Origin of the sequence: Erwinia sp. MMLR14_017 (assembly GCF_033657285.1) — a bacterium.
Classification (GTDB): Bacteria; Pseudomonadota; Gammaproteobacteria; order Enterobacterales; family Enterobacteriaceae; genus Erwinia.
In genome coordinates this window covers 17,490-29,825 of sequence record NZ_JAWVWP010000020.1, presented here as the reverse complement: position 1 = coordinate 29,825, position 12,336 = coordinate 17,490, and the positions used below count along the sequence as shown (strand labels likewise).

Genomic DNA, 12,336 nt, shown 5'->3' with positions numbered 1-12,336 from the left:
TGATATCAATCCTGCGAGTGCCCACACAGATTGTCTGATAAATTGTTAAAGAGCGTTGCGGTAAGCGCCCTGAGGCGTTACTGCGAGGTGGCGTATATTACGCTTTCCTCCCTCAGAGTCAACCTCTTTTCAGAAGTTTTTCTCCGGCGATTCAGCGTGCTGAACCTCTCAACCCGGCGGCCGGTAAGCCGTTGTCCCGTGTCGATGGAGGCGCATTATAGGGAGTTCCTGACGGGTGACAACCCCTAAATTGCGAAAAATAGCGCGTTCGCTGCAATCCACAGCAAAAGGGCTGTTTATACGCAGTTATGCACAAACTTATCCACACTGACCGGCTTGCGTTAAATTAGACAAGCGCCACGCAAACGTTTTCGCTACAATGCCCCCGCAAAATATTTGCCTCTGTTAAGGGCGTTACCTGAGGCCGAATTCATTCTTCTATATAGAGGGAAAATGGCTAAGCTTGAGGTAACGATCTTATCTATGCGAACCAAAGCCAAGGGATAAACCTCATGCAACAACCTCGTCCTGTACGCCGCGCTCTGCTGAGCGTGTCTGACAAAGCCGGTATCCTCGAATTTGCTCAGGCGCTCTCAAGCCGCGGTGTCGAGCTGCTCTCCACGGGCGGCACCGCACGCCTGCTGGCAGATGCTGGCCTTCCCGTTACTGAAGTGTCTGACTACACCGGTTTTCCGGAAATGATGGATGGGCGCGTCAAAACCTTGCATCCCAAAGTTCATGGCGGAATTTTAGGGCGCCGCGGTCAGGACGACGAAATCATGCAGGCGCACAGCATCTCCCCTATCGACATGGTGGTCGTTAATCTTTATCCGTTTGCCCAGACTGTGGCTCGTGAAGGTTGCTCGCTGGAAGATGCGGTTGAGAATATCGATATCGGCGGTCCGACTATGGTGCGCTCCGCAGCGAAGAATCACAAAGATGTGGCTATTGTGGTGAAGAGCAGTGATTACCAGACCATTATTGCTGAGCTGGACGCCAACAATAATTCGCTGACGCTGGAAACCCGTTTCGACCTGGCTATTAAAGCTTTCGAGCATACCGCCGCCTACGACAGCATGATTGCTAACTACTTCGGCAGTCTGGTTCCTGCCTATCATGGCGAAACGGGTGAACCTTCCGGCCGCTTCCCACGTACGCTGAATCTGAACTTCATCAAGAAGCAGGATATGCGTTACGGTGAGAACAGCCATCAGGATGCTGCCTTCTATATAGAAGAGAATGTGACGGAAGCTTCTGTCGCCACCGCGCAGCAGGTTCAGGGAAAAGCCCTCTCCTATAACAATATCGCCGACACCGACGCGGCACTGGAGTGCGTGAAAGAGTTTACCGAAGCAGCCTGTGTGATCGTCAAGCATGCTAACCCGTGCGGTGTGGCAGTGGGCAGCTCAATTCTGGATGCTTACGAGCGCGCTTACAAAACCGATCCTACCTCTGCGTTTGGCGGCATCATCGCCTTTAACCGCGAGCTGGATGAAGCTACCGCTCAGGCCATTATCAGCCGCCAGTTTGTGGAGGTGATCATTGCTCCTTCCGCAAGTCCTGCCGCGTTGAAAATTACCGCAGCAAAACAGAACGTTCGCGTGTTGACCTGCGGCCAGTGGCAGCAGCGTCAGACAGGCCTGGATTTCAAACGCGTCAATGGGGGTCTGCTGGTACAGGATCGCGATCTCGGCATGGTGGAGGAGAGCCAGCTGCGCGTGGTCAGCAAACGCCAGCCGACTGAGCAGGAGCTGCGTGATGCTCTGTTCTGCTGGAAGGTGGCCAAGTTTGTTAAGTCTAACGCCATTGTTTATGCGCGCGACAATATGACCATCGGCATAGGCGCAGGCCAGATGAGCCGGGTCTACTCTGCCAAAATCGCGGGCATCAAAGCCAGCGACGAAGGACTGGAGGTAAAAGGTTCCGCCATGGCGTCTGATGCTTTCTTCCCGTTCCGTGACGGCATTGATGCTGCTGCTGCCGTTGGCGTGAGCTGCGTCATCCAGCCTGGCGGTTCAATTCGTGATGAAGAAGTGATTGCCGCTGCCGACGAACACGGCATCGCGATGATCTTTACCGACATGCGTCATTTCCGCCATTAATTACGGAGCAGACAGAACAATGAAAATTTTAGTGATTGGTAATGGCGGACGTGAACACGCGCTGGCCTGGAAAGCCTCTCTTTCGCCGCTGGCGGAGACCGTCTTCGTGGCGCCAGGCAATGCCGGTACTGCGCTTGAGCCTGCCCTGCAAAACGTGAACATCAGCGCCACCGATATACCTGCTTTGCTCAACTTTGCGCAAAACGAGAAGATCGACCTGACCATAGTCGGCCCGGAAGCGCCGCTGGTGATTGGCGTAGTGGATGCCTTCCGCGCCGCAGGCCTGAAAATTTTTGGGCCGACGCAGGCTGCTGCGCAGCTGGAAGGATCGAAAGCCTTCACCAAAGATTTTCTGGCTCGCCACCATATTCCTACAGCGGAATATCAGAACTTTACCGAAGTAGAGCCAGCGCTGGCCTACACCCGGAGTAAAGGCGCGCCGATCGTTATCAAAGCCGATGGCCTGGCCGCCGGTAAAGGTGTGATTGTAGCGATGACACTGCAGGAAGCGGAAGAAGCTATCCAGGATATGCTGGCAGGCAATGCTTTTGGCGATGCGGGCCACCGTATCGTGGTGGAAGAGTTCCTCGACGGTGAGGAAGCCAGCTTTATCGTGATGGTCGATGGCGAAAACGTGCTGCCGATGGCCACCAGCCAGGATCACAAGCGCGTGGGCGATGCCGATACTGGTCCAAATACCGGCGGTATGGGTGCCTACTCACCCGCTCCGGTGGTCACTGATGAAATCCACCAGCGAGTTATGGATGAAGTGATCTGGCCAACAGTCCGCGGCATGGCGGCTGAAGGCAATGTCTATACCGGCTTCCTCTATGCAGGCCTGATGATCGACAAGAGCGGTCAGCCAAAAGTGATCGAGTTCAACTGCCGCTTTGGCGATCCTGAAACGCAGCCGATTATGCTGCGCATGCAGTCGGATCTGGTAGATCTTTGCCTGGCTGCCGTGGACGGCAAGCTCAATACCAAAGAGTCACTCTGGGATCCTCGTCCTTCACTGGGTGTAGTACTGGCGGCTGGCGGCTACCCTGGCGATTACAGCACGGGCGATCAAATCCATGGTTTACCGCTGGAAGCGACCCCTGACGGCAAAGTGTTTCACGCCGGGACAAGGATGGAGGATGATTTAGTCGTTACTAACGGTGGACGCGTTCTGTGCGTGACGGCGCTGGGTGAAGATGTTGCCGCGGCGCAAAAACAGGCTTATGCACTGGCGGAATCGATCTCATGGCAGGGAAGCTTCTGCCGTAGCGATATTGGCTATCGCGCCATCGGTCGCAAATAGTTGTTCCAGGGGCTGGAGAATCCGGCCCCTGTTCTCGCTACCTCACCTTCCCTGCTCTCACAAATCCGCCTCTTGCGGCTCCGTCGCACACTGATCGTCGGCTGAAACCAGAATCAGCTGCGTCCCCCTGGGCGCTTCCAGCCAGGAAATGCTCACCGGCTTGCCCGATTCTCGCTGATGCTGCGTGATATAGCGGTTAAAGAAAGGATCGAAGCTGGGCTTCTCCTCGCCGCCTTTGCAAAGCGTGACCGTGCCCGAAGGCGACCAGTGGCCCTGCTTCAGCCATACGCGGCCCTCCAGCAGGTCGTCACTGATTTTAAGCATCCGCCCGGCATCGAACTGGTAGAGTGCCACGGCGTCCGGCGAGAGCGCCTCACGTCGTCCTTCCAGCTGGCGCTGCATAAAGCTCAGGCTGCCATCCTGATCAAACCTCAGCGTTACGTCGTCGGGATGATCCCCTTTGATATGGCGTTCAACCGAGATCAGCTTATCTTGCTGCCACAGATAATCCGTGGTTTCGCTATTGCCTCCCGTGAACGGGGTATAGACCGTAACAAGATGGCTGGTGTGGTTAGGGTTGTCTTTACGCCAGATCCTGACGGTGCCACGGTCGGCAAGATAGCCGCTGGCGGTAAAATCAGGGAGCGTGGAGCGTGAACTGCATCCTGCCAGCATAAGCAGCATCAGTAGGGGGGCGGAGAAGGTAAACGGGTGTCGTCTCATGGGTGTGATTATCACACATTGCGGGCAGGTTTGCCGCAGCAGGCGTAGCTGAAGCAGAGAAAAGCAAAGAACCAGAACCTTAACAAAAGGGGCTTTACGCCCCCCTGTCTAAAACCTTTCACCGTTAGACGATTACTTAACAGCGTCTTTCAGTGCTTTACCAGAAACAAATGCCGGTACGTTTGCAGCAGCAATTTTGATTTCTTTACCAGTCTGCGGATTGCGACCAGTACGCTCAGCACGGTGGTTAACTTTAAAGGTACCAAAACCAACCAGTTGTACAGCATCACCTTCTTTCAGAGACTCAGTAATCGCAGCCAGGGTGGATTCCAGAGCAGCTTTAGCCTGGGTCTTTGACAGGTCCGCTTTGTCCGCAATTACATCAATCAGTTGAGTCTTGTTCATAAGTTATCCTTACAGTGTATTTATCGCTTGCTAAGCATCATGTGCGAGGGAAAAACCAAATTTGGCGCTCTCCTGCATTCACGCACCGCTAGCCACATTTTTCAGCCCCCCAAATGTAGACCAGACTGGGGGCGAATGTGAAGCCTTAAGGCGCTACAAATCAGGCCTGAAGTCACGTTTTATCGTGTTATTGCTGAAAATTTATACCGATGTTACTGATCCCTGACTCCCGCAGGTCAGATCGCAGTCCTTTGATCAGGTCGAGGTCCCTCTCCTCGCAGGCGCTGAGCAGGCGGAAAATCTCCCACTGGATGTCCCACTCCTCTTCTACCGCCGGGTTCTCTTTTAACTCTTCATCGCTCATTTCACGTTCGGCCTGCGTCATTTCCAGCATCGCGACGCTGGTGATGGAGGCTTCGCTGACCGCAATCGCATGCGCCAGCGTTTCACCGCTCAAACGGGAGTGCAGGAGTTCGCTCAGCGCCACGCAGGCATCAATGGCGGGATAGACGCCATAGAGGTCGTAATCCTCAGCGGCCGGAATCGCTTCTTCAAACTTTTCGAGTTGGGAATCAAAATTCACCTTGGCATCTTTGATAACCAGGGTTTCCCAGATCAGATCAAGAATACGGCGATAAATTTGAGCATCCCCAAAACCGGTCTGCTGGCAGAAAGCCCAGTAGTTGGGGAACATACGTTCACACAGGCAGGCCATAAAAGTAACGTGCTGCCAGCTTTCCAGTTTCTCAAGCCGCAGGTGAATGGGATTACGTAACATGTTGGGATCTCTTAAACATAAGTGCGCGGCCAGCAGTGTAACTGAAAAGAAGAGAGCTCACACCGTTAACCCTGCAGGCCAAGTCGGACAAAAGAGGGCCGGTTAGAGGCGACAGCATCCGCCCAGCGGGTCGGCTCAGGCAACCGGTAGCCCTGTAAGCAGGTTTCTACCCACGTCAGGGCTGTATCGGCGCTAACGCGATGCCCGGAAGAGATAAACAGCGGATTACAGCGCCGCTTGCTGCGCAGCACCCAGCCAATCTGCTCGCCCTTGTCGATCAGCGGCTGCCGTTCACCCGGCTCATCGCCCAGCGGCTCGAACTTCCCGCACAAACGCCGTTTTGCCACGCCGATAGTAGGAACGTCCACCAGCAGACCAAAATGGCTGGCCACGCCCAGGCGACGCGGATGGGCAATTCCCTGTCCGTCAACGAATAACAGATCGGGACGCTGCTCAAGCTGCTCCCAGGCGGCCAGCAGCGCGGGATATTCGCGAAAAGAGAGATAACCGGGGATGTAAGGCATGGTAGTAGCGATACGGGCCACCCGATGCTCTACCAGCTTCAGTGAGGGATACTCCAGAATCACGAGGGCGGCGCGTGTCACCTCGCCCCCCTGCTCAAACCCCACATCGGCACCGCCAATATAGCGTGGAGGCATAACGTCGAAGTCATCTTCGCGGACGACTTCCGCCGCCCGTGTTAACTGTTCCTGCTTTAATGCCTGAATATCCATACTTACCCCTGATGGTAAGGGCGTGACAGTTTGTGGACAGCCTCCACAAATACGCCCGCGTGTTCCGGTGGCACATCCTGATGGATGCCGTGGCCCAGGTTGAAGACATGCCCGGTGCCCTGACCAAAGCCTTCAAGAATAGTCGCCACTTCCTGTTCGATGCGTGCAGGCGCAGCGTAAAGCATGGAGGGATCCATATTGCCCTGCAGCGCTACTTTATCGCCCACCCGACGACGTGCATCGGCGATGTCGGTGGTCCAGTCCAGCCCCAGCGCATCACAGCCGGTCGCGGCCATCGCTTCCAGCCACTGGCCGCCGCCTTTCGTGAACATCGTCACCGGCACGCGGCGCCCGTCGTTTTCACGCTGCAGGCCATCAATGATTTTGTGCATGTAATGCAGAGAGAACTCAAGATAGTCACGGCCGGTCAGCACGCCGCCCCAGGTATCAAAGATCATCACTGACTGCGCGCCAGCCCGAATCTGCGCATTGAGATACAGCGTGACGCTGTCTGCCAGCTTATCCAGCATCAGATGCAGAGTTTGCGGCTCGGCATACATCATCTTTTTGAGTTTGGTGAAGGCCTTACTGCTGCCGCCTTCAACCATATAAGTCGCCAGCGTCCAGGGACTGCCGGTAAAACCGATTAACGGCACGTCACCGTTAAGATTTTTGCGGATGGTCCGCACGGCGTTCATCACATAGCCCAGTTCCTGCTCCGGATCCGGTACCGGCAATTTTTCAACATCTGCACGACAGGTCACTGGCGAGGAGAAGCGTGGACCTTCACCGGCTTCAAAATAGAGGCCTAAACCCATGGCATCAGGAATGGTCAGGATATCCGAGAACAGGATCGCCGCATCAAGCGGATAACGCCGCAGCGGTTGCAGCGTCACTTCGCAGGCCAGCTCGGCATTTTTGCACAGCGACATAAAATCACCGGCAACGGCGCGGGTGGCTTTGTACTCTGGCAAATAGCGACCGGCCTGACGCATCATCCACACGGGGGTGACATCAACAGGCTGGCGCAGCAGGGCACGCAGATAACGATCGTTCTTCAGTTCACTCATCTTTAAAGGCTCTCTCAAATTCAGGCGCGCAGTATAGCATTCATTCCGCCTCGGCGCGGCAGAGGGCAACGGTATCCTCAATCAACCGGCGTGCTACCGTTCCGGCTGGCGGCAAGTGCGGCAGAGCATCAAACCGGTACCAGCCCGCATCCAGCAGCTCTTTCGGGTCGATCTGGATCTCGCCGCTGTCGTAATCGGCCATAAAGGCCATCATCAGCGACTGCGGGAAAGGCCAGGGCTGTGAAGAGACATAGCGCAAATTTTTCACTTTAATTCCGCTCTCTTCCATCACTTCGCGCGCGACGGTCTCTTCCAGCGTCTCGCCTACTTCAACAAAACCTGCCAGTACCGTATAGATTCCGTTACGGTGTTTGGTGTGCTGGGCCAGCAAAATCTCTTCACCCCGGCGAATGGCGACAATGATGCAGGGGGCAATTTGCGGATAGTAACGCTGGCGGCAATGCTGGCAGAGGCAGGCTCTTTCCGTTTTGCTGTGATGCATCTCATGGCCGCAGTAGCCGCACCATTTGTGGGATCGATAAAACTCCGCCAGCTGGATCCCTTTGCCCGCCAACTGGAAAAGCCCGACATCCTGGTCGAGGATCTGCCGTAAAGATCCCATCTCATGGGGGCGGTTTTCACAGATCAGATAAACAGGATCGCCCTGCCACTCACCAAGCAAAGATCCGGTAGATCCCACCAGCCCATTTTCATCTGCGTTACCGTAGGGTAATTGACCTTTGGGCAACCAAAGTTTATGTTCATGACTGACAACCCACCAGCCAACGTCTAAGCTTGAAATCTCACGTTGCATAAATTTGCTCATCCTCAACATGCAGAATTTTAAAGTACTGGATTGGGGCTAGACAGAAATATTACATACCTGGAGTCACACATGCTTAACCAGTTAGAAGTCCTTACCGCGCGCGTTGGCGGATGTAGCGACCTGGTAGACTTCTGTCTGCGCTCCCGCAGGCAGTTACTGATTGCCTATTATCATCTGGTTGGCATCAAGCCTAACAAGGAATCGCTGACTACGCTCGACGAAAACGCACTGGACAATTTCTGTCAGGGCCTGGTCGATTATCTTTCCACTGGCCATTTCACCGTCTACGAACGCTTTATTGAAGAGATGGAAGGCAGCGAGCAGCTGGCTAAAGCGGCGATTATCTATCCTTCGCTGCAGGCCAACACTGAAATAATTATGCGGGTTTATGACACGCATCTGGAAGGCGCTATCGACCATGATAACTACCTGGAATTCCAGAATGCCCTGTCTGAAGTAGGGGAAGCCCTGGAAGCCCGCTTTACGCTGGAAGATAAATTCATTCAGCTGGCGCTGGAAAAAAGCGCAGATAAACCGGTAGCCGCTAACGATGGCGCGCTGGCTCGTCCGGCGTAAACGTTATCAGTTTGTAAAAGCCTTGTAGTTTTAAAAAAGCCCCTCTATGCTGAAGGGGCACTACAAGGTGAGGTTACTTTTTCACCAACTACGTTTTGTCGGACGCTTGAGTCCGGCAAAATTCTTCTTGTCGGAGTGCCCTTAGGGGCTGAGACCGTTTATTCGGGATCCGCGGAACCTGATCAGGTTAGTACCTGCGAAGGGAACAAGAGTAAACATTCAGTGACGGTGTGGATCCGTACGTTTTCACACCCTGCGCTTACTCCTCCGAACTCCAGGCAAGCACATTCCCTTTTTCCAGGAACGCGCTATGTCTACCAGTAAAAAACCAACCCGTCGCGAACAGCGTGCAGAAGCACAGCAATTTATCGATTCCCTTCAGGGTACCGCCTTCCCTAACTCCAGACGTATCTGGCTAAGCGGATCGCGTGAGGATATTCGCGTGCCGATGCGCGAGATCCAGCTCAGTCCGACCCAAACCGGCGGCAGCAAAGATAAGCCCCTGTTCGAAGCCAACGAGCCGGTGCCGGTGTATGACACCGCAGGCCCCTACGGCGATCCTGAAGCAAAAATTGATGTACACCGTGGGCTGGCCCGTTTGCGTCAGGCGTGGATTAGCGAACGCGGTGACACGCAACCCATCGGGCAGCTCAGTTCTGTTTATACCCAGCAACGGCTGGCGGATGAAGGGCTGGATCATCTCCGTTTTGAACATCTTCCCCGCCCTCGCAAGGCGCTGGCTGGCCGCTGCGTCACCCAACTTCATTACGCTCGTCTGGGTATCATCACTCCAGAGATGGAATTTATCGCCCTGCGCGAAAACATGGGGCGCGAGCGCATCCGTGGTGAAGTGCTGCTACAACAGCACCCCGGCAACAGCTTTGGCGCCAGCCTGCCCGAAAATATCACCCCTGAATTTGTTCGCCAGGAAGTAGCCGCCGGACGCGCCATCATCCCCGCCAATATCAACCACCCGGAATCTGAGCCGATGATTATCGGCCGTAATTTCCTGGTGAAAATCAACGCCAACATCGGTAATTCCGCCGTCAGCTCCTCTATCGAAGAGGAGGTGGAGAAGCTGGTGTGGTCAGCACGCTGGGGCGCCGACACGGTGATGGATCTCTCTACTGGCCGGAATATTCATGAGACTCGCGAATGGATATTACGTAACAGTCCGGTGCCCATTGGCACCGTCCCGATCTATCAGGCGCTGGAAAAGGTGAATGGCGTGGCGGAAAATCTCACCTGGGAGATCTTCCGCGACACGCTGCTGGAGCAGGCTGAACAGGGCGTGGACTACTTTACCATCCACGCTGGTGTCCTGCTGCGCTATGTCCCGATGACCGCAAAGCGCCTGACCGGGATTGTTTCACGCGGCGGCTCGATCATGGCGAAATGGTGCCTTTCGCACCACAAAGAGAGTTTCCTGTATGAGCACTTCCGCGAGATCTGCGAGCTGTGCGCAGCCTATGACGTTTCGCTGTCGCTGGGCGATGGCCTGCGTCCCGGCTCTATTCAGGACGCCAACGACGAGGCGCAATTTGCAGAGCTGCATACCCTGGGCGAACTGACCAAAATCGCCTGGGAGTATGACGTGCAGGTGATGATTGAAGGCCCTGGTCACGTGCCGATGCAGATGATCCGTCGCAATATGACAGAACAGCTGGAGCATTGTCATGAAGCGCCCTTCTATACCCTTGGCCCGCTGACTACGGATATCGCGCCGGGATACGATCACTTCACCTCCGGTATTGGTGCCGCCATGATTGGCTGGTTTGGCTGCGCCATGCTCTGCTACGTCACGCCAAAAGAGCATCTGGGTCTGCCCAACAAGGAAGATGTTAAGCAGGGGTTGATTACCTACAAGATCGCTGCGCATGCCGCGGATTTGGCGAAAGGGCATCCTGGTGCACAGATCCGCGATAACGCCATGTCGAAAGCCCGTTTCGAATTCCGCTGGGAAGATCAGTTCAACCTGGCGCTCGATCCCCATACGGCGCGAGCGTACCACGATGAGACGTTGCCGCAGGAATCGGGCAAGGTGGCCCATTTTTGCTCAATGTGTGGGCCTAAATTCTGTTCAATGAAGATTACCCAGGAGGTGCGTGATTATGCCGCCAGCCTGGAGGCAAAAGCGCAGCCGATTGAGGTCGGTATGGCCGAAATGTCCGAAGCCTTCCGCACGCGCGGCGGTGAACTCTATCATCCTGCCGACGCGCTGATTCGGGAGGAAAAAGCATGAGCCGTGGCCCCTTTCCTGCAACAACTGCGCGGCTTGGTCTCTACCCGGTGGTGGAAACTGTGGCATGGCTTGAACGTCTGCTGGATGCTGGCGTGCGTACGCTGCAACTTCGTATTAAAGATCTTCCGGAAGCGGCGGTAGAGCAGACTATCGCGCACGCAGTAGCGCTGGGCAAACGTTATCAGGCCCGCCTGTTTATCAATGATTACTGGCGTTCAGCCATTAAGTATCAGGCTTATGGCGTGCATCTGGGTCAGGAAGACCTGGATGTGGCGGATCTGGATGTGTTGCACCGCGCGGGCTTATGTCTCGGCCTCTCCACGCATAACGATGCGGAGCTGGATCGTGCCCTGGCAGAGCAACCTTCTTATATCGCACTAGGGCATGTGTTCCCAACGCAGACCAAAGTCATGCCCTCGTCGCCCCAGGGACTTAGTGAACTGCAGCGCCATCTCTCACGTCTGCAGGGTATCTCCACCGTAGCAATTGGCGGAATCAGCCTGGAAAAGGCGCCGCAGGTTCTGGCCACCGGCGTGGGCAGTATCGCCGTGGTCAGCGCTATCACCCAGGCCGCTGACTGGCGGGCGGCAACAGCCGCCTTGCTGGCGCTGGCCGGGACGGGAGATGACGCTGATGTTAAGTGACAGCGATTTTCTTCGTTACAGCCGCCAGCTGCTGCTGGAAGAGTTTGCTCTGGATGCCCAGCAAAAGCTTCAGGAGGCCAGCGTACTGATTGTAGGTCTTGGCGGATTAGGTTCCCCGGCGGCGCTCTATCTGGCGGCAGCGGGCGTCGGGAAGCTGGTACTGGCGGATGACGACACCGTGCATATCAGTAATCTTCAGCGACAGATCCTGTTTCGCACCGCTGAAACCGGGCAGTCAAAAGTCGCGCTGGCGAAAAAGCACCTGCAGTCACTCAATCCGCAGGTGGAATTTATTGCGCTGGAACGCCGGATGACCGCAGCCACGCTACAGGAAACCGTAGAGTGGGTCGATCTGGTGCTGGACTGTAGCGACAACATGGAAACTCGCCATGCGATCAATGCCGCCTGCGTAAAGAGCGCCACACCGTTAATCAGTGCCAGCGCCGTGGGGTTCGGCGGCCAGCTGCTGGTTCTTACGCCGCCGTTTGCGCAGGGCTGCTACCGCTGCCTGTGGCCTGATGAGGCAGAGCCGCAGCGAAACTGCCGAAATGCTGGCGTGCTGGGGCCGGTGGTGGGGGTGATGGGCACCTTACAGGCATTAGAAGCATTGAAAATGCTGGCGGGTCACCCTTCCCCGCTGGACGGTAAGCTGCGGCTTTTTGACGGGCGGCAGCAAACCTGGCGGACATTAAACCTGGAGCGCAGCACGAGCTGCCCGGTGTGTGGAGAGCATGATGCAGATCGTTGTGAATGATGAGTCTCTGACGCTGGAAGGATCTGTGACGCTGACTGAAGTACTGGAGCGTCTTTCCCACAGCCAGCCCGGCATCGCGCTGGCGGTAAACCAACAGATTATTCCGCGCGATCGCTGGGCGGAATATATTTTACAGGAGGGCGATGAGCTGGTGATTTTCCAGGCTATCGCCGGAGGCTGAT

General features: G+C 55.5%; 13 protein-coding genes and 1 riboswitch. Of the genes, 7 read left to right on the top strand and 6 right to left on the bottom strand.

Going from position 1 to position 12,336, the window contains the following annotated elements:
* Nucleotides 1–512: 512 nt before the first annotated feature.
* Nucleotides 513–2,102 (top strand): bifunctional phosphoribosylaminoimidazolecarboxamide formyltransferase/IMP cyclohydrolase, encoded by a 1,590-nt coding sequence (gene purH, locus SD961_RS21405; RefSeq protein ID WP_318792316.1) that lies wholly within the window; start codon nt 513–515, stop codon nt 2,100–2,102.
* Nucleotides 2,103–2,121: 19 nt separating this feature from the next.
* On the top strand, nt 2,122–3,402 hold the full coding sequence (gene purD, locus SD961_RS21400) for a phosphoribosylamine--glycine ligase (RefSeq protein WP_318792315.1): 1,281 nt from the start codon (nt 2,122–2,124) through the stop codon (nt 3,400–3,402).
* 57 nt (nt 3,403–3,459) lie between these two features.
* On the opposite strand, the gene SD961_RS21395 is transcribed toward purD, so the two are convergent.
* The 6 genes from SD961_RS21395 to nudC all read right to left on the bottom strand — a co-directional run bounded on the left by SD961_RS21395 (nt 3,460) and on the right by nudC (nt 7,926).
* The gene (locus SD961_RS21395; RefSeq protein WP_318792314.1) at nt 3,460–4,125 is read right to left on the bottom strand and encodes a DUF1481 domain-containing protein; all 666 of its coding nucleotides are present in this window, start codon (nt 4,123–4,125) and stop codon (nt 3,460–3,462) included.
* 132 nt (nt 4,126–4,257) lie between these two features.
* Complete coding sequence (gene hupA, locus SD961_RS21390) at nt 4,258–4,530, bottom strand: nucleoid-associated protein HU-alpha (RefSeq protein ID WP_002438605.1); 273 nt, start codon at nt 4,528–4,530, stop codon at nt 4,258–4,260.
* Nucleotides 4,531–4,717: 187 nt separating this feature from the next.
* Complete coding sequence (locus tag SD961_RS21385; protein ID WP_318792313.1) at nt 4,718–5,308, bottom strand: YjaG family protein; 591 nt, start codon at nt 5,306–5,308, stop codon at nt 4,718–4,720.
* A gap of 65 nt (nt 5,309–5,373) precedes the next feature.
* A complete protein-coding gene (gene nfi, locus SD961_RS21380; protein WP_318792312.1) occupies nt 5,374–6,042 on the bottom strand; it encodes a deoxyribonuclease V in 669 nt (222 codons plus the stop codon).
* Nucleotides 6,043–6,044: 2 nt separating this feature from the next.
* Complete coding sequence (hemE, locus tag SD961_RS21375; RefSeq protein ID WP_318792311.1) at nt 6,045–7,112, bottom strand: uroporphyrinogen decarboxylase; 1,068 nt, start codon at nt 7,110–7,112, stop codon at nt 6,045–6,047.
* A gap of 40 nt (nt 7,113–7,152) precedes the next feature.
* Complete coding sequence (gene nudC / locus SD961_RS21370) at nt 7,153–7,926, bottom strand: NAD(+) diphosphatase (protein ID WP_318792310.1); 774 nt, start codon at nt 7,924–7,926, stop codon at nt 7,153–7,155.
* 81 nt (nt 7,927–8,007) lie between these two features.
* Between nudC and rsd the strand changes: the two genes are divergently transcribed.
* From rsd to thiS, 5 genes are all read left to right on the top strand, one after another.
* Complete coding sequence (rsd, locus tag SD961_RS21365; RefSeq protein ID WP_318792309.1) at nt 8,008–8,514, top strand: sigma D regulator; 507 nt, start codon at nt 8,008–8,010, stop codon at nt 8,512–8,514.
* A 121-nt stretch (nt 8,515–8,635) separates the two neighbouring features.
* Nucleotides 8,636–8,736, top strand: a riboswitch (TPP riboswitch).
* A gap of 88 nt (nt 8,737–8,824) precedes the next feature.
* Nucleotides 8,825–10,756 (top strand): phosphomethylpyrimidine synthase ThiC, encoded by a 1,932-nt coding sequence (gene thiC, locus SD961_RS21360; RefSeq protein WP_318792308.1) that lies wholly within the window; start codon nt 8,825–8,827, stop codon nt 10,754–10,756.
* Nucleotides 10,753–11,400 (top strand): thiamine phosphate synthase, encoded by a 648-nt coding sequence (thiE, locus tag SD961_RS21355; protein WP_318792307.1) that lies wholly within the window; start codon nt 10,753–10,755, stop codon nt 11,398–11,400. The genes thiC and thiE overlap by 4 nt, the downstream gene beginning before the upstream one ends.
* On the top strand, nt 11,390–12,154 hold the full coding sequence (locus SD961_RS21350) for a HesA/MoeB/ThiF family protein (RefSeq protein WP_318792318.1): 765 nt from the start codon (nt 11,390–11,392) through the stop codon (nt 12,152–12,154). Before thiE ends, SD961_RS21350 begins: the two co-directional genes overlap by 11 nt.
* Entirely contained in the window at nt 12,135–12,335 is a 201-nt protein-coding gene (gene thiS / locus SD961_RS21345) for a sulfur carrier protein ThiS (protein WP_318792317.1), read from the top strand. Before SD961_RS21350 ends, thiS begins: the two co-directional genes overlap by 20 nt.
* Nucleotide 12,336 lies beyond the last annotated feature (1 nt).